Genomic DNA, 20,792 nt, shown 5'->3' on the forward strand with positions numbered 1-20,792 from the left:
AAGCAGCCAGGCAACCAACGCCTTGCCGCTTGAAGTGTAACGGGTAAATCGGAAACGCGAGGTTGATGTTCTACATTGCCGCGCGTTTTCGTTACCGCCCCACACTCGCCATACTCTGTTAAGCCACCCACAAATCCGCATCTTCATCCGCGCAAAATGAAAATAAACCGCTACAAATTTGTAACGTTACGTCTGGCGGCCATATACTTAAATGATGCAACAATCCCATTCATCAATACATTGCATGATTAATCTGACAAAGTGTGCAATTATACCTTTGTTAACAACCACGGTTTTCATTTGGGGCTAGCAGTTCTATAATGAGACGCAATTGTAATTATTGCGCCACGGATGTCATAGGCTGAACAGCCTTAATTTGAATCGATAGTAACAGGACTGAATCCGCATGACTGACAACAACAAAGCCTTAAAAAACGCTGGCCTTAAAGTAACACTGCCCCGGCTTAAGATTCTGGAAGTGTTGCAAGACCCGGCATGCCACCACGTCAGCGCGGAAGATCTTTATAAAAAGCTGATCGATATCGGTGAAGAAATTGGTTTGGCGACGGTGTATCGAGTCCTAAATCAATTTGATGATGCCGGTATTGTTACCCGCCATAATTTCGAGGGCGGCAAATCAGTCTTTGAGCTGACGCAGCAGCATCATCACGATCACCTGATTTGCCTGGATTGCGGTAAAGTGATTGAGTTTAGTAATGAATCCATTGAGTCACTTCAACGTGAAATTGCTAAACAGCATGGTATCAAGCTGACCAATCACAGCCTGTATCTGTACGGCCACTGTGAAACCGGCGATTGCCGTGAAAATGAGTCTGCGCACGATAAAGTATAGAGATTTTAAGCACTGAGATTTTAAGTACCCAATAGCCTTAGGGTGTGTTTTTAATCCGGACCAGAACATACCCCATCCGCAAGATGGCCGCCTTTCCCGCCCAGCTATCCGAGATAACCTCGGTCGGGAGTCAGGTGGTCATTATTATTTATACCCTCCGCCCACAATTCCCTGCATAAAATAAATCTAACGCAAAAAAAAACCCCGGACTTGCCGGGGGAAAACCATCAACTCAACTTCACTTAATAATGTTTACCTAAAAATCGGATAAACAGGAGTTAACATCAGACACAGCGGTTTAAAACAAAAATCAAACTTTAACCGGCTCCGCGCGGCTACTACGTTTACCATCCGGGCTGCTCGAGCGGATCAGCATGTCACCGCTGATTTTAGGCTGAACCTTGGCATCATATTTGTGCCATTGCTGGCCGCCATCAGTGGAATACTCAATAATCAGCCCCGGCAAGGAGATATTGGCTTCCAATACACCGTTGACAACACGCGCCCCCGGCACCGGCAAGCGGTATGCAATACCGGCTTTATCCAATTTTGCCAGTTCGCGTTGACCCATGAGATTAGCAAATAGCTGCCAATCGGCATTTAACGCTTTGGTATCAACCATGTGCGTTGCGCCGCTGTACTCGCGACCCGCTTTATAATCCTGCTCCCAAGAAGCACGATGCCAGGCCCGTTCAGCCAGAGGTAATACCCGTGGGAAAATCATGTACTCCATTTGCTCATCCGTCCGCACGGTTTCATTCCACGATTGCCCAGAAATACCGTGCACACCCGGCCATGGCTTATCACTCTTCGCACTGAAGTGATTACCGTCGCGGTCAACCGAAGTTTCAGCATTTTGTGGCATGTTATCGGGGGCGAAACTAAAGACTTTAGCTTCATCATTAAAACGAGTGGCCCAGTAGTAACCGCGTTCATTTGGGTTAACTTCATACGGCATATCGAAATAAACGTAATCCGGATTTGAGGCCACCACTTCATAACCTTTGTTGGCCCAATCATTGATGGAATCGGCACCGCCCCAATAGAGAGTATCCCAGAAGTTAACGCCAACCCGTTTGGTGGCAAAGGCTTTGGCATCTTTGGCATCTTTCAAACCATCTTGCCAGGCTTGCATTTTTTCGATGCCATGGGCATTAACCAGCTTGCTGACTTCAATGGCAAAGTGGCTGGAAAGGTGCTCAACATCCTGAACTTTGCCTTGCTTGACCCAATCCTGACATACCTGTGATTTGGCCCACGGCTTATCTTCCACACTCTTATCAATGATGCCTTTACCCGGCTCAAGCGGGCTATTTTTATCCTGGAACCCGGCACCCAGACGAATGTTTTTCGCCTCATCACCGCCGAAATGCCAGGTGGTCAGCGGCATCCCCGCTTCTTTGTGCATCTGGGCCATTTCGCCAATCACTTTGTCGACAAAGCGTTTTGAAGAATCCAAGCATGGGTTCAGATAACTTTTACGCTCATAGAACTGAACCGAAGTGGTGTTAGAGTCATCTGTCGGGTCAACCAAGCGGAATTCGTTAGCTTCTTGCTCTTTGCCCTGCTTCATCAAATTGTTGTAACGCGCCTCCATCGATACCACTGCCGCACGAGCATGAGCGGGCATATCAATTTCAGGAATGACTTCAATCTGGCGAGCTTTGGCGTATTTCAGAATTTCAATATAATCATCACGGGTAAAATGGCCGGAACCCAGATTATTGCTCTCTGGGCCAGAACCCAATTGCGGCAGTAAACAGGTGTTTTCCGTCAAATCGTGGCAGCGCTTGCTCCCCACATCTGTCAATTCTGGCAGCCCTGGGATCTCAATGCGCCAGCCTTCATCATCACTCAAGTGGAAGTGGAATTTGTTCAGCTTATATGCCGCCATCTGGTCCAGTAAACGCAGCACCGCATCTTTAGTTTTGAAGTTACGGCCGACATCAAGGAAAACACCACGATATTCAAAACGCGGCGCATCTTTTGCTTCCAATGTCGCTATTTTCTGGCTGCCATCCGTCGGCACTAAAGAAAGAATCGATTGCAAACCATAGAACACCCCGGCGGGGTCAAAACCAATAACTTGCGCCCCCTGCTCGCCGATTTTCAGCTCATAGGCACCGGAAACGGCTAATTCGCCATTAAAGGCCGCCGGCTGGATTGAGGTTTTAATCGGGAACCCGGCAGAGTTGGCCGTCAGGCCGAGTAATTCAAAACGCTGCTGGGCAGCCTCGGCCGCGGGCTTGGGTAATGCACTCAAATCCAGAGCCACACCTTTAGTTAAATCAGCATCTTGGGCGTGAATCTTCACTTCCATAGGGGTGGGGATAATCTGCCCGCGCAGGTTTGCCGCCGCCAATGTTTTTACCGCTTCATTTTTGCTAAAGCGCGATTGCGGTGTCATCAGCACATTATTATCGTCTTTGGTGCGCTTCCATTGATCGCCGGTAAATTGAGTCAAATACTCGTTAATATCCTCAGTATCAGTGCTTTTTAGCACTTTTGGCTGCGCATCACCTGAAGTGGCATACCAACGCGGCATAAAGTCGGTGGCAAATAACTGCCAGTATTCGCCAGTGATAGGGATTTCAACCGCTTGATTCGCCGGGAAGCCGGTAAATTTGGCGCTAGGCTCAATTTTGTGTAGGTCACCGGTCAGGTGAGTAATGGTAAATTGGTCGTTATCTACCGTCAGGATCTGACGAATGCTATGGAAGTAAATGGCCCAGTCCTGGCCTTTTATCTCATCCCCGGTGTTGGTCAGAGTAATTAATACCTTATTACATGAGGCCCAGTCAGCACCCAATTTAGCGCAATCCACGCCATTTTCAGCAGCACGGTTATCCAGCACTTTATAGTTAACTTTCAACGTGCTGAGCTGATCAACAATCTGCTGATTGGTGGTGTCCGCATGTGCGTACCCCATCAAGCCAAAGGTTGCGGTTATCGCCGCTAACGCATTTAATCTGAATTTGTTCATCACTAACCTCATCCTTAATAAATAACCGTTGCCAAAGCCACTACTGAAGTATTGTCGCTGACAGAATTATTGTTAGTTCAACTGCCTGATATGGATTAATTTTTGTTGTGGATTAATTGTTGTGGATTAATTATTGCTGCGAATTTCTTGCCAAAGCTTGCCACACTGCGCGTCATAAGCCTGGCCATTGCCCGTATGGGCCGCATCAATACAGCGCTGATAATCCAATACGCGGACAGTCTCTTTGTCGGTAAAGGCTTGGTGCGCTTTCTCTTGTTTCAAAACATTCAGCACCGCTTTGCAGGGAATTAATCTTTCCGGCTGGCCTTCGCTAGCATTGATACAGGCGCTGTATGCTTGCTTCAGTTTACTGTCTTCTGGCTGAACCGGGCCAGGTGTGGCACAAGCAGTTAATCCCATCACCGCGGTAATAATAAAAAGTATTTTTTTCATGCTGACACTCCATTATGACCCCGGCACACCGGCCGGGGTTGGCAATCAAACGGGTAAAATCAGAAGATGGTAAATGGCGCAATCACGATAAATTTAACGTCTTTTTCATCTTGGAAGATGTTGCCGAAACCACCGCCATAGCTTGGGATATTGGTGTGATTGTCATACATGGTGTAATGCAGTTTGAATAATGTGCCTTTCGCCCGGCCCTCTTGCAGGGTGTAGAGAATATCAAAGTTCCAGGCGGATTCTTTCAAACGCACACTCTGGTCAAAGATTGGATTGGTGCTGGGTTTTGCATCCCAGCCATAAGCATAGGAAGTCCCGACTGACCAACCGGCCATATTCCAGTTTTTCAGGTCATACATCACGCCGCCGAACAGCGCTTTTTCGCCATTGGCATTGAAGTCAGAGCGGGAATCCCACCACACATCCAAACGGCCATTTGAAGTCGCGTAACCTGGCGTCATCCGCTGTAGGAAGTAACCTTGGTTACCATCAGCTTTGGCCCAAGTCCCCTCTAAACGCCAGTCAAATGGACCGGTGGTGTAGCCCAAGGTCAGTGCTTGTAACCAAGCCAGGCCGTCATAGACGTCATTAACATCTTTAAAACCGCCGTCAACTTTGTCTTTTGCCCCGTAGAACTGGTAGGAAGTGCGCAAATCATTGCCGGCAACTGGGAAAGCATAAGATGCCTTGGCAAAGTATTGATCCATATAATCTTTGGCCTGACCGAATGCCGCTTCCAGTACCAATTTATTTTTGAAGTCGTATTTGGCACCAAATGAATGCAGGTAGCTCACACCGGTTTTACCATCGGCCTGCCTGAAGTTGTACATATTCTGATACCACGGCGCTTTATATTCATCAGTCCACATGTAAGACATGGACAGAGCACCGGCGGTATCGAAATCAAATTTCGCGCCGCCCTCGGCACCACGGTAAGTGCCCGGCATAAAGCTCCAATGTGGTGCCAACAGTGTTTGGCCCGTTGGTTGGATATAACCGCCACGCGCCCAGAAATCGCCTAACTTGAATTTGGCGGCCGCCTTGTAAACACTGACGCCACTCTTATCACCCGTCCATTTTTCGTCCCAGCGCGTTTTGGCATCACTGAAACCAATTTCGTTTGGTGCCGCCGGGCCACTGTTAGTCATTTCCACTGCGCCGAAAGCGGCTAAGTCGATGCCGAACATCTCTGCGGCATAACCGGAAGAGAAGTCCAAATTGGCATTAAATGTCGAGTGGTGCAGGTTCGCGACGTACTTGCCATACTCTGCGCTACCTGGCTTTAAATCCTTACGGTCACGCTGACGCTGCCAATAGTAAATCCCCCCCGTCAGGGTTGAATCATCAACAAAGCCTTCAGCCTTAGCCTCTGGGGTCGCCATAAACCCCGTACCTAACAATGCACCCGCGACTGCGAGCGCTAACGTTTTACGTTTAGCACCGTGCGTAACCATATGAAAAAATTCCTCTTTGACATCACATTTAAAGTGCCGCCCTGTGTCCACCACAGCTCACAGGTTTAGCCTCAAAAAAACCCTAGTGGGTAAAATTTTGCTGGAGAGAAATCTCCACCAGCAGTTACTCATAAAAAACAAACTTCACTGTCGAAATACACACTCGCGAAGATTGCTGCTGGAATACAGACTATTTTTCGCGACGCGAATTATCAATCAAAAATGGAGCTAATTATTCAAAGTATGACAATGAGCACATAACTGTGAAAAAATATTACAGAGTTCACAAAAGCTTAAAAAACAATGCATAACATGCTATTTTAAAGGCGAAATCGTCTCATATTGACATCTTGAATGGTTTCAGCTTAACCAATAAAACATAAGATTTATGCGAGTAAAATCGTGATTTTTTCTTAGTTAATTCGTAAAGCGAATATTTAAGAAAGACTTACGGAGAGCAGCTTAAGGGAGAGAAAGGAATGCAATCAGTCGACATTGACCAAAGAATAGGATGGCGAGCGGGAAAATAGACAGCATCAGGTCATGTTTAGTAAAACGAACAATACTCGGATAACAGAGATAAAAAAGGCGTGGACTTAGCCACGCCAATTGAGGTGAGTCTGAGGACTAAAATCAGTTAGTGACTTTAGCAGCCCACGTATCACGCAGACCGACAGTGCGGTTAAAGACCAGAGCTTCTGGGCGCGAATAGCGGCTATCTGCACAGAAATAACCTTCACGTTCAAACTGATAGGTTTTTTCTGGTGCGGCATCAGCCAGGCTAGGTTCAACAAAGCCCTGACGGATAATCAAAGACTCAGGGTTGATGGTTGACAAGAAGTCTTCCGCCGCCGCCGGGTTTGGTACATTAAACAAACGGTCATATAAGCGAATTTCAGCAGGCAGCGCATGTTTAACCGAAACCCAATGGATAACACCTTTCACTTTACGGCCGTCGGCAGGGTCTTTGTTCAAGGTTTCTGGGTCGTAGCTGCAATAAAGCGTGGTGACATTACCTTGCGCATCTTTCTCAACACGTTCAGCTTTGACAACATAGGCATTACGCAGGCGCACTTCTTTGCCCAAAACTAAACGCTTATATTGCTTATTAGCTTCTTCGCGAAAATCAGCGCGATCGATATAAATTTCGCTATCGAATGGGACTTGACGGGTGCCCATTTCTGGATTGTTCGGGTGATTTGGCATCGTCAGCCACTCTTCCCCGGCCGCACGATTTTCAATAACGACTTTGATAGGGTCGAGAACAGCCATAGCCCGCGGCGCATTTTCGTTCAAATCGTCACGAATGCAAGACTCCAGCGCCATCATCTCAACGTTATTATCCTGCTTGGTCACACCAATACGGCGGCAGAACTCGCGGATGGATGCGGCGGTATAACCACGGCGGCGTAAGCCGGAGATAGTTGGCATACGTGGGTCATCCCAGCCCTCGACAACCTTTTCAGTCACCAACAGGTTCAGCTTGCGCTTCGACATAATGGCGTATTCGAGATTCAGGCGAGAGAATTCATACTGACGCGGATGACATTCAATGGAGATATTATCCAGAACCCAATCATACAAGCGACGGTTATCCTGGAACTCTAATGTACAGAGTGAATGCGTAATGCCTTCGATCGCATCAGAAATACAATGGGTAAAGTCATACATCGGGTAGATGCACCACTTATTACCAGACTGATGATGTTCGGCAAACTTGATGCGATACAGCACCGGGTCGCGCATAACAATAAACGGTGACGCCATGTCAATTTTAGCACGCAAGCAAGCGGTACCCTCAGCAAAGCCACCGGCACGCATTTTTTCAAACAGCGCCAGATTCTCTGCCACACTACGGTCACGATACGGGCTGTTTTTACCCGGTGCCGTCAGAGTGCCGCGATATTCGCGCATCTGCTCGGCGGTCAGTTCATCCACATATGCTAGGCCCTTGTTAATCAGCTCTACAGCATACTGGTACAATTGATCAAAATAGTCTGAGGAGTAACGTACATCACCGCTCCAGGTGAAACCTAGCCACTCTACGTCGTGCTTAATTGACTCCACGAACTCCACGTCTTCTTTCACCGGGTTGGTGTCGTCAAAACGCAAATTACATTGCCCTTGGTAGTCTTGTGCAATACCAAAGTTCAGGCAAATAGACTTCGCATGACCAATATGCAGGTAGCCATTTGGCTCCGGCGGGAAGCGGGTATGAACCGACGTGTGTTTGCCGCTCGCTAAATCTTCGTCAATAATCTGACGGATAAAATTACTCGGGCGGGCTTCTGCCTCACTCATTGTTCTATTCCTCAATGCAAACGCAACAAATATAACCGCATATAATCCAACAAGCCCGGCCCGGAAACAACCGTTTGTTACAGTAAACAAAACAAAAAAACGGGAAGAGATTGCTCTCTTCCCGCTGCTTAGACTAAAACTTAAACTGGTTATTCAGAACCTCAGTCCCTTTTAACCGCACGTCTTAAGCCCGTTATTTGCCCTGAATCTCAAACAGTTGGCTTTGACCGGCAACAACAGAGTCACCCGCCAACAGCGTGATACCGGCATAATCATCAATATTACTGACGACAACTGGACTAATCATTGAGCGCGCATTAGCGTTGAGATAAGCCAAGTCCAGCTCCAGCACCGGTTGACCCGCCACCACAGTGGCACCCTCTTCAACCAAGCGCGTGAAGCCCTGGCCGTTAAGTTTCACGGTATCAATCCCGATATGAACCACAATTTCAGCGCCGGTTTCAGTTTCCAGGCAGAAGGCATGGTCGGTATTGAAGATTTTTACGATAGTGCCGTTCGCCGGAGAAACCACCGTTTTATCGGTTGGACGAATAGCGATGCCCTCACCGACGGCTTTGCTGGCAAAGGCTTCATCAGGAACCTGATCCAGAGCCACAACATCACCGGTAATAGGGGAAACCAAGACCAAAGAAGCTGTTTTCGCTGTGTTAATGACCGCCTGAGGTTTAGCCGCAGCAGGAGCAGAACTCGTCGCCGCAGGAACTGCCCCACCCGCCAATACTGTGCGCATGGCTGAAGCAATCAACTCGGCACGAGTACCAACAATAACTTGCACACTTTGTTTGTTCAGACGAATAACACCTGAAGCGCCCAGGCGTTTAGCTGCGCTGTCATTGACCAATGCCGAATCTTTCACATTCAAACGCAGGCGCGTAATGCAAGCATCAATACCGGTCAAGTTATCTGAACCGCCGATGGCACCAATATAACGACGGGCCAACCCATTAATTTCGCTTTCGTTCACTTCTGGCGTTTTATCAACATTCACGTCATAACCATCTTCTTCACTGCCCTCAACGGCCAGTTCACGCCCTGGAGTCAGTAAATTGAATTTCTTGATAGTGAAACGGAATACCAAATAGTAAATAACAAAGAACACCAAACCTTGCGGGATAAGCATGTACCAATGCGTCGCCAGCGGGTTGCGGGAAGACAGCACCATATCCACCAGGCCGGCACTGAAACCAAAACCGGCAATCCAATGCATGCTGGCGGCAATGAACACCGAAATCCCAGTCAACACGGCGTGGATGAAATACAGCACCGGTGCAACGAACATGAAGGAGAACTCAAGGGGTTCAGTGATACCGGTGAAGAAGGCTGCAAATGCCCCCGCCAACATGATACCCGCCACTTTCGCTCTATTTTCCGGGCGGGCGCAGTGATAAATCGCCAGTGCCGCACCGGGTAAACCGAACATCATAATAGGGAAGAAACCTGCCTGATAACGGCCAGTGATACCCACCACCGCTTTGCCGCTATCGATAGACTGCTGGCCACCGAGGAAGTTAGGAATATCGTTAATACCAGCAACGTCAAACCAGAACACCGAGTTGAGGGCGTGGTGCAGACCAACAGGAATCAGCAGGCGGTTGAAGAAGGCATAGATACCCGCCCCCACAGAACCCATATCTTTAATGTATTCGCCGAAAGTAACCAATGCGTTATAAATCAATGGCCAAACGTACATCAAGATGAAGGCAACTACGATCATCAGGAAAGACGTCAGGATCGGCACCAGACGACGACCGCTGAAGAAGGAAAGCGCTTTTGGCAATTCAACGCCGCTGAAGCGGTTGTACAGCTCAGCAGAGATAATCCCCACCAGGATACCGACAAACTGGTTGTTAATTTTGCCGAAAGCAGCAGGAACTTGGTCAACCGGGATCTTTTGAATCATCGAAACCGCGGCCGGCGAACACAATGTCGTTAATACCAAGAAGCCAACAAAGCCGGTCAGTGCAGCAGCACCGTCTTTGTCTTTTGACATACCATAAGCCACACCAATGGCAAACAGCACGGACATATTATCGATGATGGCGGCACCGGACTTGATAAACAATGCCGCGAGCGCATTATCACCCCCCCAGCTGACCGGGTCTATCCAGTAGCCCACACCCATCAGTATCGCGGCTGCAGGCAGTGTGGCCACTGGGACCATCAGAGCCCGACCCACTTTTTGCAAGTAACTAAGAATATTCACCTTTCCCCCTATTCGTCCGATATCGGACCCTTTAAGTAGTTTATTTATTTGACTCACTACCTTTTTGAAAAACGCATGGCACACTTTCTATTTATTCATGGCACGTATTACTCATTGCGGAGTGTAAAAAATTTATTTCGTAACGCAAATTAAAACCCCCTATTCTGTGATAAATGTCACCAAAAACCAGTGAAAAAGCACCAATACACTAGCTATGATATAAAACTTATTTTATCATCCGAAAAATGAACAAAGCATCGTACCAACGCATGAGTCAAAATCTGAGTTACGCTTATCTGAATGATTCAATCCGCGTAGAGTATAGCCACTATTAGCAATCAAAGAGGTGCAAGATGAGACTTATCCCACTGAAAAACACCACAGAAGTTGGTAAATGGGCCGCACGTTATATCGTTAACCGTATCAATGCATTTAAACCGACCGCTGACCGCCCATTTGTTCTGGGGCTGCCAACAGGTGGTACGCCGATGGAAGCGTACAAGCACTTGGTTACACTGTATAAAGCCGGGGAAGTGAGCTTCAAAAACGTCGTTACTTTCAACATGGACGAATATGTTGGGCTGCCGCAAGAACACCCGGAAAGCTATTACACTTTCATGCACAGCAACTTCTTTGATCATGTGGATATCCCTGCTGAAAACATTAATCTGTTGAATGGCAACGCGCCTGATATTGATGAAGAATGTCGTCGCTACGAAGAAAAAATAAAGTCTTACGGCAAAATTCACCTGTTCATGGGTGGCGTTGGCGTTGACGGCCATATTGCTTTCAATGAACCGGCGTCTTCTTTAGCCTCTCGTACCCGCATCAAAACCCTGACCGAAGAAACCCGCGTTGCTAACTCGCGCTTCTTTGGTGGTGATGCAAACCTCGTGCCGAAATATGCACTTACCGTAGGTGTGGGCACCTTATTGGATGCAGAAGAAGTCATGATTCTGGTGACCGGCCGTGGTAAAGCACAAGCCTTGCAAGCCGCAGTTGAGGGCAGCATCAACCACATGTGGACCATCAGTTGCCTGCAACTGCATGCCAAAGCCATCATGGTGTGTGATGAGCCGTCCACGATGGAGTTGAAGGTCAAAACCGTAAAATATTTCAGCGAATTAGAAGCTGAAAACATCAAGAATCTGTAACAGTTATTAGGGGGCTAAGATGTACGCTTTGACTCACGGCCGTATTTATACCAGCCATGAAGTACTGGATAATCACGCAGTTGTCGTGGCTAACGGATTGATCGAACGTATCTGTCCTGCCGATGAACTTCCGGCTGGCATTGAGGTACGCGACTTGGGTGGCGCCATTCTGGCCCCCGGTTTTATTGATGTGCAACTTAATGGCTGTGGCGGAGTGCAATTCAATGACTCACTTGACGCCATATCCGAAAAGACGCTGGAAATTATGCAGCGCGCAAATGAAAAGTCCGGCTGCACCAGCTTCCTGCCGACATTGATTACTTGCAGTGATGAGTATATGAAGCACGGCGTAAATGTTATGCGCTCATATCTCCAAAAAAACCGGCATCAGGCTCTGGGCTTGCATCTGGAAGGGCCTTATATCAGCCCGCAGAAGAAAGGCACACATAACCCAGCATTTATCCGCCAACCTAGCGCTGAGATGATTGACTATCTGTGTGCAAATGCGGATGTCATTACCAAAGTCACCTTGGCGCCAGAAATGGTTGACAGCAAATATATTCGCCAACTAACAGAGGCGGGGATTGTGGTGTCCTCTGGTCACTCAAATGCCACTTATCAACAAGCTCGTCAAGGTTTTGCGGCCGGTATTCGCTTTGCCACACACCTTTATAATGCCATGCCTTACATTTCAGGGCGTGAGCCGGGCCTTATTGGGGCAATTTTCGATACGCCGGAAGTCTACACCGGTGTCATTGCTGATGGTCTGCATGTGGATTGGGCCAATATTCGCAATGCGAAGCGATTAAAAGGTGAGAAATTAGTGCTGGTCACCGATGCAACTGCACCCGCAGGTGCCGAAATTGATCAATTTATTTTTGCTGGTAAAACAATATACTATCGCGATGGTTTATGTGTGGATGAGAATGGCACACTAAGCGGCTCAGCACTGACCATGATAGAAGCGGTACAAAATAGTGTTGAACATGTTGGCATTGCACTGGACGAATCATTGCGTATGGCCACACTTTATGCGGCCCGCGCTATTGGCGTGGATAAGCAGTTAGGGAGCATTGAAGTCGGCAAAGTCGCCAACCTAACTGTCTTTACCCGCGATTATAAAATCACTAAAACTATCGTTAACGGTAACGAGGTTTTAAAATAAGCGAGTAATTTTATTAATGAGCACTGGCGGACTGTCACAAATTGGCAATGTAGATCTTGTGAAACAACTCAATGGTGCCGTGGTTTATCGGCTCATTGACCAGCAAGGCCCGATTTCGCGCATTCAAATTGCCGATCTCAGCCAGCTAGCACCCGCCAGTGTCACCAAAATCACCCGCCAACTGCTGGAGCGCGGGCTTATCAAAGAAGTTGATCAGCAAGCCTCCACCGGTGGCCGTCGTGCGATTTCTATCGTGACGGAAAACCGCCAGTTCCACACCATCGCCGTCCGCTTGGGCCGCCACGACGCCACTATTACATTGTTTGATATGAGCGGTAAGTCGCTGGGTGAAGAGCACTATTCGCTACCCGAGCGCACACAAGAAACGCTAGAACACGCGCTGTTTAATATCATCAGTCAGTTTATTGAGACTTATCAGCGCAAATTACGTGAATTGATTGCCATTGCGGTCATTCTTCCAGGCTTGGTTGAGCCGAGCAAAGGTATTGTGCGCTATATGCCACATATCAGTGTTAGCAACTGGCCATTAGTTGAAAATCTGCAAAATCGCTTTAATGTCACCAGTTTTGTCGGCCATGATATTCGCAGCTTGGCGCTAGCTGAGCACTATTTTGGTGCAACTCGTGACTGTGAAGACTCCATATTAGTTCGTCTGCACCGCGGTACAGGGGCGGGTATTATTGTCAATAGCCAAATATTTCTTGGCAGCAATGGTAACGTCGGTGAAATCGGCCATATCCAGATTGACCCACTGGGTGAGCGCTGCTATTGCGGTAATTTTGGTTGCCTGGAAACCGTCGCCTCCAATGCTGCGATTGAAAACCGCGTACGCCACCTGCTCGCTCAGGGCTATCCCAGCAAACTCACATTAGATGACTGCCAGATTGGCGCAATTTGCAAAGCGGCTAACAAAGGCGATTTGCTGGCAAGTGAAGTGCTTGAGCATGTGGGCCGCTACCTCGGTAAAGCTATTTCGATTGCAATCAACCTCTTTAATCCACAAAAAGTGGTCATTGCCGGTGAAATTATTGAAGCCGACAAAATCCTGCTCCCCGCCATTCAAGGTTGCATAAACACCCAAGTATTGAAAAATTTCCGCCAAAATTTACCTATTGTCACCTCGCAACTTGACCACCAATCAGCTATTGGGGCTTTTGCGCTAGCCAAACGGGCGATGTTAAACGGCGTGTTATTGCAACATCTGTTGGAAAATTAATTCCTCATAGATTAAGACGGCAGCAGGGTCAGTTACCTCATTGGCCATGTTATAGTGACCCATTGCTGCGGCTAAAAGAGTAATTTAAACAATGACAATTAAAAGCGTTATTTGCGATATTGATGGTGTGTTGTTGCATGATAATCACCCTGTCCCCGGTGCTGATGTTTTTCTGGCCCGCATTCAAGAAGCCGGAATGCCGCTGGTTATTTTGACCAACTATCCGTCACAAACCGCTCAGGACTTGGCTAACCGATTCAGTTCAGCCGGGCTGGAAGTGCCGGAGAGCGCGTTTTATACCTCCGCGATGGCCACCGCCGATTTTCTGCGCCGCCAAGGTGGTAAGAAAGCTTATGTGGTGGGCGAAGGTGCATTGGTTCATGAATTGTACAAAGCGGGTTTTACCATCACTGATATCAATCCTGATTTTGTTATTGTCGGTGAAACCCGCTCTTACAACTGGGATATGATGCATAAAGCAGCCTATTTCGTTGCAAATGGCGCGCGTTTCATTGCCACCAACCCAGATAGCCATGGTCACGGTTTCGCCCCTGCCTGCGGCGCATTGTGCGCGCCTATCGAGAAAATTTCGGGCCGTAAGCCATTTTATGTCGGCAAACCCAGCCCGTGGATCATCCGCGCGGCACTCAATAAAATGCAGGCGCATTCAGAGAGCACCGTGATTGTGGGTGATAACCTGCGCACCGATATTTTGGCAGGCTTCCAGGCCGGCCTTGAGACCATTTTGGTTCTGTCGGGGGTGTCGACGTTAACGGATATCGAAGCTATGCCATTCCGCCCAAGCTATGTTTACCCCTCGGTGGCAGAAATCGATATTATTTAATCTTAGTTGGCGGTCATGGCCGCCACTCTTCCCTAAGCTTCATTCCCTTTTTTAGTGCATTGCACCAAAGTTTCTTGCCATTCCTCCCTGTTTTGGCGCATTTTCTTTTTATGCCCTAAGAACCGCGCCTGCTATAGCGATAAATCTATGGCGCTATAAATTGGCGTGTTTTTTGCATTACTTTCTACAAATTATTCGGATGACTGCATCGTCATGGGGCATAACTTGCATCAATCATAAGCAAGTCGGTAAACATAGTTCCAGCGATGAACGATTCAAATTCAACATCATCACCGCCAAAGCAGAGAAGTTAGGGAGATTATTATGTGTTCTATTTTCGGGGTCCTCGACCTTAAAACCGACCCCATTGAGTTACGCAAAAAAGCGCTGGAAATGTCACGTTTAATGCGCCACCGCGGCCCAGACTGGTCTGGGGTGTGGGCAAATGATAAAGCCATACTCGCCCATGAACGCTTATCTATTGTTGACGTCAATACCGGTGCCCAGCCACTGTATAATGCAGCTCACACGCATATTCTGGCGGTAAATGGTGAAATCTATAATCACCAAGCATTGCGCCAACAATATGGTGACCATTATGAATTCCAGACCGGCTCTGACTGTGAAGTCATTCTGGCGCTGTATCAGGAAAAAGGGCCAGAATTCCTTGATGACCTGCAAGGTATGTTCGCTTTCGTCTTATACGATACAGAAAAGGATGCTTACCTGATTGGCCGTGACCACTTGGGGATTATTCCGCTGTATATGGGCCACGACGAACACGGTAATATGTTTGTCGCTTCAGAAATGAAAGCATTGGTTCCGGTGTGCCGCACCATTAAAGAATTCCCGGCAGGGAGCTATCTTTGGAGTCAAGATGGCGAGATTCGCGAATATTATCATCGCGATTGGTTTGATTTCGATAATGTAAAAAATAACGTTACTGACAAAGTAGAATTGGCGAATGCATTAGAAGAAGCGGTAAAAAGTCATTTGATGTCGGATGTGCCCTACGGCGTGCTGTTGTCAGGTGGCCTGGATTCTTCCGTTATTTCTGCCATCACCAAAAAATTTGCCGCTCGCCGCGTTGAAGATGATGAGCGCAGTGAAGCCTGGTGGCCACAACTGCACTCCTTCGCCGTAGGTCTGGTGGGCTCACCTGATTTGCGCGCGGCACAAGAGGTCGCCAATCATTTGGGGACGGTGCATCATGAAATCCACTTCACTGTGCAAGAGGGTCTGGATGCTATCCGCGATGTGATTTATCACATTGAAACCTATGATGTCACCACGATTCGCGCCTCAACCCCAATGTACTTAATGTCCCGTAAAATCAAGGCGATGGGCATCAAGATGGTGCTATCTGGTGAGGGCTCCGATGAAGTGTTTGGTGGTTATCTCTATTTCCATAAAGCACCAAACGCCAAAGAATTACATGAAGAAACAGTACGCAAACTATTAGCCCTGCACATGTATGACTGTGCCCGCGCCAACAAAGCCATGTCGGCCTGGGGCGTTGAAGCGCGTGTACCTTTCTTGGATAAGAACTTCCTTGATGTCGCGATGCGCATTAACCCGCAGGACAAAATGTGCGGTAATGGCAAAATGGAAAAACATGTCCTGCGTGAATGTTTTGAATCCTACCTGCCACACAGCGTCGCATGGCGTCAGAAAGAACAATTCTCTGATGGTGTCGGTTACAGCTGGATTGACACATTAAAAGAGAAAGCCGCTGAGCAAGTGACTGATCAACAGATGGAAACTGCTCACTTCCGTTTCCCATACAACACACCGTCGTCAAAAGAGGGTTATTTGTATCGCGAAATTTTTGAAGAGTTATTCCCACTGCCAAGTGCAGCTGAATGTGTACCTGGTGGCCCGTCAGTCGCTTGTTCATCAGCCAAAGCTATAGAGTGGGACGAATCATTCAAAAGCATGGATGACCCATCAGGCCGCGCTGTGGGTGTCCATCAGGATGCTTATAAATAATCGAACATAATGCAGGGCGTGAACCTGCCTGCAACTGATTATTATCTTCTTAAAGCCACCCGAGGGTGGCTTTGTTTTTTGTTGGCAAATTCAACAATTAATCATTATAAGTGCTGCTTTAATCACCAGACTGTTCACAAGCCAAACAAACGAACCCTTTCAGCGCTTTTTTGGGAAAAAATTAGTTGACGCAATTCGGCCATATACGCATAATGCGCCCCGCAACGCCGATGAAGGTAATGCGGAAAAAAGATGGCTACGTAGCTCAGCTGGTTAGAGCACAGCACTCATAATGCTGGGGTCACAGGTTCGATTCCCGTCGTAGCCACCATCTTTTTTTCCATGAATGCGGGAGTGGCGAAATTGGTAGACGCACTAGATTTAGGTTCTAGCGCCGCAAGGTGTGCGAGTTCAAGTCTCGCCTCCCGCACCATTACTCGTTCATCGGTTTGTCACAGCGGATGGGATATCGCCAAGCGGTAAGGCACCAGGTTTTGATCCTGGCATTCCCAGGTTCGAATCCTGGTATCCCAGCCATCTTTTTTATCGGATGGAAGCCGTAAGACAACCAAGAGTTGCATTGTAGTCAATCAGAAAAAAGAATTGTATTTCAGTTGGGATATCGCCAAGCGGTAAGGCACCAGGTTTTGATCCTGGCATTCCCAGGTTCGAATCCTGGTATCCCAGCCATACAATTTCTCAAGATTAAAGTTTTTAAGATGGCTACGTAGCTCAGCTGGTTAGAGCACAGCACTCATAATGCTGGGGTCACAGGTTCGATTCCCGTCGTAGCCACCATTTTGGGGTATCGCCAAGCGGTAAGGCACTGGATTCTGATTCCAGCATTCCGAGGTTCGAATCCTCGTACCCCAGCCAAATTTAGAAAAGCTCGCTTCGGCGGGCTTTTTGCATTTTAGGATTTCGGTTAATAGTCGCTCTGCGCTTCGCTGGACTCCTCCGCCACAACCACCAGAGTTACAAAGGGATTACGCGCTGGCAGCCCCTTTGTCGATGAAGTCCCCGTCAGGGAGCGGGCATCAATCTCATATCATCCAAACCGGCCCGTTTTTCCCTAAGTATTCAGCTTAAAAAAACAAAAACCGACTACAATCCCAATGCATATCTCAACGCATGTTCTTTCAACTTGCCAGCGCGCTGAGCGGCCATCAATGCCAAATTGCGGGCGAACTTAATCGGAGGTAAATCATTACTAAATGTGGTGTAAAACAGATCCATACCACTTTGCATAACCAGATTATCGGTACGGCGACGGCGCTGATAACGCAGTAACACCTGCTCACTGTGCCAAGATTCGGCCTGTTCGCGGGCCTGATTCAATACATCCAGCAACGCATCAACATCCCGATATCCCAAGTTAACCCCCTGCCCGGCCAATGGGTTAATGGTATGAGCAGCATCACCCAGTAATACCAGACCCGGCTGCACGTATTGCTGCGCATGACGGCGAACCAGTGGGAAAGAACCCGCGGCAATAGCCTTAACAGCTCCCAGACGGGATGGGAAAGCAGCCGCAATCTCCTGATTCAATTGTGCCATTGGCATCATTTGAAGCTGACGAATACGCGCTGGGCTGTCATACCAGACCAGCGATGCCCAATTATCAAACAAGGGGAGAAATGCGCGCGGGCCGCTGGGAAAAAACTGTTGCCAGGTGGTGTCTTGCTGGGTGGTATCCGTTTTGACGGTAATTAACAGACAAGATTGGCGATACTGCCAACCACTGGTGCCAATCCCGGCTAAACGCCGCACCAGAGAATTAGCACCGTCAGCGCCTATCACTAAATGGCTCTGTATCACTTGCTGTGCATCTAATGTTATCTCCCAGTAGTCGTCTACTCTGGCTATCGTTTGTAGCCGTGACGGGCATAACAACGTCAAATTGGGGCAATCTGCCATTTGGTGCCAGAGCGCTAACTGCAAAACGCGGTTCTCAACCATAAAACCCAGTTCAGGTAAAGAGAGCGAAGCTGCATCAAAGACAACCTGTGACCCCGGCTGCTCCCACGTCTCCAGCCGGCGATAAGGCGCAGACCGCATCTGCTGAACATCTGACCAGGCCCCAAGCTGTTGCAGCAAAGACACCGAGGTACATCCAATCGCGGAAACCCGTAAGTCCGGCACACTATCAGCATCAAACGGCTCGGGAGCTTCATGTTCCAATAGCGCCACTGACCAACCCGTTTGTGCCAGCCCCAGTGCCGCGGCGGCACCCACCATACCGCCGCCCACGACCACAACATCATAATTTGGTTGCGATTTATTCATTTCGGCCATGCTTTAAAAGTGATAAATAACACCTGCGCTGGCAAGTGTCTTGTTTGGCCTAAGTGTACCGGATTTTTCATCGCCCAACAGAATAAGTAAGCCGTTATGCGGTGGTCATCGCAACAGCAAGTGACTACAATAGCCCTATAACCACGGAGCCTTTGCGCTGCCGGCTATACTATTAGGGTGCATGGCACAGAGCATGACACCGCGCAATGTGACTTTTATGATGAATTTTTTGGCGGTAGATAGGCAATGACGAAAAAACTACACATCAAAACTTGGGGCTGCCAGATGAACGAATACGATTCATCTAAAATGGCTGATTTACTGGCCAGCACCCATGGCTACCAGCTAACCGACATCCCAGAAGAAGCTGATTTGCTGCTGCTAAACACCTGTTCTATCCGCGAAAAAGCGCAAGAAAAAGTATTCAGTTTGTTGGGCCATTGGAAGCTGCTAAAAGAAAAAAATCCGGCGCTTATCATTGGTGTTGGCGGTTGCGTGGCATCCCAAGAAGGTGAGCACCTGCGCCAGCGCGCCCCTTGTGTTGATGTGATTTTCGGGCCACAAACTTTGCATCGTTTGCCTGAAATGATTAACCACGTCGCAGGCACACACAGCCCGGTGGTAGATATCAGTTTCCCGGAAATTGAAAAATTTGACCGTCTACCAGAACCACGCGCTGACGGCCCGACAGCATTTGTCTCCATCATGGAGGGGTGCAATAAATACTGCACATTCTGTGTCGTACCTTATACCCGTGGTGAGGAAGTCAGCCGCCCAAGTGATGATATCTTGTTTGAAATCGCACAGTTAGCTGCCCAAGGTGTGCGGGAAGTAAACCTGCTCGGCCAAAATGTGAATGCCTATCGTGGCGCCACTTATGATGGTGAAATCTGTAGTTTTGCCGAGCTATTGCGGCTAGTTGCGGCCATTGATGGCATTGATAGAGTGCGTTTCACCACCAGCCATCCTATTGAATTTACTGATGATATCATTGATGTTTATCGGGATACGCCCGAGCTGGTCAGTTTCCTGCATCTGCCGGTACAAAGTGGCTCTGACCGCATTTTGACCATGATGAAACGTGCCCATACCGCCTTGGAATACAAAGCAATTATTCGCAAACTGCGCCAGGCGCGGCCTGATATCCAAATTAGCTCTGATTTTATTATCGGCTTCCCCGGTGAAACTCAGCACGATTTTGAGCAAACCATGAAACTGGTCGCCGATATTCGTTTTGATACCAGCTACAGCTTTATTTACTCCTCACGCCCTGGTACGCCTGCGGCCGACCTTCCGGACGATGTGTCCGAAGAGGAGAAAAAACAGCGGTTGCACATCCTGCAAGAGCGCATTACTCAGCAAGCAATGGAAATCAGCCGCGAAATGGTTGGCACTGTGCAGCGCATTTTGGTGGAGGGGACATCGCGTAAAAACGTGATGGAACTGGCGGGGCGCACTGAAAATAACCGGGTAGTGAACTTTGAGGGCACTCCGGAGATGATCGGTAAGTTCGTGGATGTGGAAATTGTTGATGTTTATGCCAGTTCACTGCGCGGCATCTTACTGCGCACCGAAGACCAGATGGACTTGCGCACTCATGAGTCCCCGCAATCAGTAATTGCCCGCACCCGCAAAGAAAATGAGATAGGTGTCGGCCTATACCAGCCCTGATTTTTCGAGCCACCCCGCACAAACAGGTACTGCATTGTCAGTGCCTGTTTTATTTTAGTGGGATATTGCGCAGATTCAGTTTTTTTAAGTTGCACCAACCAGTAACCCCCATTTGAATAGCGCCCAAAAGCACAGATTCACAAGCCATAAACTTGCGTCA

At 48.2% G+C, this 20,792-nt stretch carries 13 protein-coding genes and 6 tRNA genes; 13 read left to right on the top strand and 6 right to left on the bottom strand.

Annotated features, from left to right (window positions below; all coding sequences use genetic code 11):
- The first annotated feature begins 406 nt into the window (after nucleotides 1–406).
- Nucleotides 407–853, top strand: coding sequence for a ferric iron uptake transcriptional regulator (fur, locus tag D5F51_RS12785; RefSeq protein ID WP_025377584.1), 447 nt, complete (start codon nucleotides 407–409; stop codon nucleotides 851–853).
- A 310-nt stretch (nucleotides 854–1,163) separates the two neighbouring features.
- Here the strand turns inward: fur and D5F51_RS12790 are convergent, their stop codons facing one another.
- The 5 genes from D5F51_RS12790 to nagE form a co-directional block, all read right to left on the bottom strand.
- On the bottom strand, nucleotides 1,164–3,836 hold the full coding sequence (locus tag D5F51_RS12790) for a beta-N-acetylhexosaminidase (RefSeq protein ID WP_129197143.1): 2,673 nt from the start codon (nucleotides 3,834–3,836) through the stop codon (nucleotides 1,164–1,166).
- A gap of 126 nt (nucleotides 3,837–3,962) precedes the next feature.
- Nucleotides 3,963–4,289: a ChiQ/YbfN family lipoprotein gene (gene chiQ, locus D5F51_RS12795; protein ID WP_025377582.1), complete on the bottom strand. Its 327-nt coding sequence runs from the start codon at nucleotides 4,287–4,289 to the stop codon at nucleotides 3,963–3,965.
- Nucleotides 4,290–4,348: 59 nt separating this feature from the next.
- Complete coding sequence (gene chiP / locus D5F51_RS12800) at nucleotides 4,349–5,752, bottom strand: chitoporin ChiP (RefSeq protein ID WP_129197146.1); 1,404 nt, start codon at nucleotides 5,750–5,752, stop codon at nucleotides 4,349–4,351.
- 633 nt (nucleotides 5,753–6,385) lie between these two features.
- Nucleotides 6,386–8,053: a glutamine--tRNA ligase gene (glnS, locus tag D5F51_RS12805; protein WP_025377581.1), complete on the bottom strand. Its 1,668-nt coding sequence runs from the start codon at nucleotides 8,051–8,053 to the stop codon at nucleotides 6,386–6,388.
- Nucleotides 8,054–8,246: 193 nt separating this feature from the next.
- Complete coding sequence (gene nagE / locus D5F51_RS12810; RefSeq protein ID WP_129197148.1) at nucleotides 8,247–10,277, bottom strand: N-acetylglucosamine-specific PTS transporter subunit IIBC; 2,031 nt, start codon at nucleotides 10,275–10,277, stop codon at nucleotides 8,247–8,249.
- 353 nt (nucleotides 10,278–10,630) lie between these two features.
- Between nagE and nagB the strand changes: the two genes are divergently transcribed.
- From nagB to D5F51_RS12865, 11 genes are all read left to right on the top strand, one after another.
- Nucleotides 10,631–11,431 carry a glucosamine-6-phosphate deaminase gene (gene nagB / locus D5F51_RS12815; protein WP_025377579.1) on the top strand — a complete coding sequence of 267 codons (801 nt, stop codon included), beginning with the start codon at nucleotides 10,631–10,633 and terminating at the stop codon, nucleotides 11,429–11,431.
- A 19-nt stretch (nucleotides 11,432–11,450) separates the two neighbouring features.
- The gene (gene nagA, locus D5F51_RS12820) at nucleotides 11,451–12,596 is read left to right on the top strand and encodes an N-acetylglucosamine-6-phosphate deacetylase (protein ID WP_129197150.1); all 1,146 of its coding nucleotides are present in this window, start codon (nucleotides 11,451–11,453) and stop codon (nucleotides 12,594–12,596) included.
- Between the two features lie 16 nt (nucleotides 12,597–12,612).
- Nucleotides 12,613–13,833: a DNA-binding transcriptional regulator NagC gene (gene nagC, locus D5F51_RS12825; RefSeq protein WP_025377577.1), complete on the top strand. Its 1,221-nt coding sequence runs from the start codon at nucleotides 12,613–12,615 to the stop codon at nucleotides 13,831–13,833.
- Between the two features lie 91 nt (nucleotides 13,834–13,924).
- Nucleotides 13,925–14,677, top strand: a complete 753-nt coding sequence (locus D5F51_RS12830; RefSeq protein WP_025377576.1) for an HAD-IIA family hydrolase — start codon at nucleotides 13,925–13,927, stop codon at nucleotides 14,675–14,677.
- Nucleotides 14,678–15,001: 324 nt separating this feature from the next.
- The gene (gene asnB, locus D5F51_RS12835) at nucleotides 15,002–16,666 is read left to right on the top strand and encodes an asparagine synthase B (protein ID WP_129197152.1); all 1,665 of its coding nucleotides are present in this window, start codon (nucleotides 15,002–15,004) and stop codon (nucleotides 16,664–16,666) included.
- Nucleotides 16,667–16,920: 254 nt separating this feature from the next.
- Nucleotides 16,921–16,997: transfer RNA gene (locus D5F51_RS12840), tRNA-Met, on the top strand.
- 17 nt (nucleotides 16,998–17,014) lie between these two features.
- A tRNA-Leu gene (locus D5F51_RS12845) sits at nucleotides 17,015–17,099 on the top strand.
- Nucleotides 17,100–17,128: 29 nt separating this feature from the next.
- Nucleotides 17,129–17,203 (top strand) — tRNA-Gln (locus tag D5F51_RS12850).
- Nucleotides 17,204–17,281: 78 nt separating this feature from the next.
- A tRNA-Gln gene (locus D5F51_RS12855) sits at nucleotides 17,282–17,356 on the top strand.
- Nucleotides 17,357–17,387: 31 nt separating this feature from the next.
- Nucleotides 17,388–17,464, top strand: a tRNA-Met gene (locus tag D5F51_RS12860).
- Nucleotides 17,465–17,467: 3 nt separating this feature from the next.
- Nucleotides 17,468–17,542 (top strand) — tRNA-Gln (locus tag D5F51_RS12865).
- A 228-nt stretch (nucleotides 17,543–17,770) separates the two neighbouring features.
- Here the strand turns inward: D5F51_RS12865 and ubiF are convergent.
- The gene (gene ubiF, locus D5F51_RS12870; RefSeq protein WP_129197154.1) at nucleotides 17,771–18,952 is read right to left on the bottom strand and encodes a 3-demethoxyubiquinol 3-hydroxylase; all 1,182 of its coding nucleotides are present in this window, start codon (nucleotides 18,950–18,952) and stop codon (nucleotides 17,771–17,773) included.
- Nucleotides 18,953–19,207: 255 nt separating this feature from the next.
- On the opposite strand from ubiF, the gene miaB reads away from it, so the two are divergent.
- Nucleotides 19,208–20,632, top strand: coding sequence for a tRNA (N6-isopentenyl adenosine(37)-C2)-methylthiotransferase MiaB (gene miaB / locus D5F51_RS12875; protein WP_025377573.1), 1,425 nt, complete (start codon nucleotides 19,208–19,210; stop codon nucleotides 20,630–20,632).
- Nucleotides 20,633–20,792: the final 160 nt, after the last annotated feature.

It is taken from the genome of Yersinia hibernica (assembly GCF_004124235.1).
In the GTDB taxonomy this organism is placed as follows: Bacteria; Pseudomonadota; Gammaproteobacteria; order Enterobacterales; family Enterobacteriaceae; genus Yersinia; species Yersinia hibernica.

What these genes read in the sequence shown, in the direction of transcription:
- fur (WP_025377584.1), top strand. Translation starts at nt 407, where the DNA reads ATGACTGACAACAACAAAGCCTTAAAAAACGCTGGCCTTAAAGTAACA.
- D5F51_RS12790 (WP_129197143.1), bottom strand. Translation starts at nt 3,836, where the DNA reads ATGAACAAATTCAGATTAAATGCGTTAGCGGCGATAACCGCAACCTTT.
- chiQ (WP_025377582.1), bottom strand. Translation starts at nt 4,289, where the DNA reads ATGAAAAAAATACTTTTTATTATTACCGCGGTGATGGGATTAACTGCT.
- chiP (WP_129197146.1), bottom strand. Translation starts at nt 5,752, where the DNA reads ATGGTTACGCACGGTGCTAAACGTAAAACGTTAGCGCTCGCAGTCGCG.
- glnS (WP_025377581.1), bottom strand. Translation starts at nt 8,053, where the DNA reads ATGAGTGAGGCAGAAGCCCGCCCGAGTAATTTTATCCGTCAGATTATT.
- nagB (WP_025377579.1), top strand. Translation starts at nt 10,631, where the DNA reads ATGAGACTTATCCCACTGAAAAACACCACAGAAGTTGGTAAATGGGCC.
- nagA (WP_129197150.1), top strand. Translation starts at nt 11,451, where the DNA reads ATGTACGCTTTGACTCACGGCCGTATTTATACCAGCCATGAAGTACTG.
- nagC (WP_025377577.1), top strand. Translation starts at nt 12,613, where the DNA reads ATGAGCACTGGCGGACTGTCACAAATTGGCAATGTAGATCTTGTGAAA.
- D5F51_RS12830 (WP_025377576.1), top strand. Translation starts at nt 13,925, where the DNA reads ATGACAATTAAAAGCGTTATTTGCGATATTGATGGTGTGTTGTTGCAT.
- asnB (WP_129197152.1), top strand. Translation starts at nt 15,002, where the DNA reads ATGTGTTCTATTTTCGGGGTCCTCGACCTTAAAACCGACCCCATTGAG.
- ubiF (WP_129197154.1), bottom strand. Translation starts at nt 18,952, where the DNA reads ATGAATAAATCGCAACCAAATTATGATGTTGTGGTCGTGGGCGGCGGT.
- miaB (WP_025377573.1), top strand. Translation starts at nt 19,208, where the DNA reads ATGACGAAAAAACTACACATCAAAACTTGGGGCTGCCAGATGAACGAA.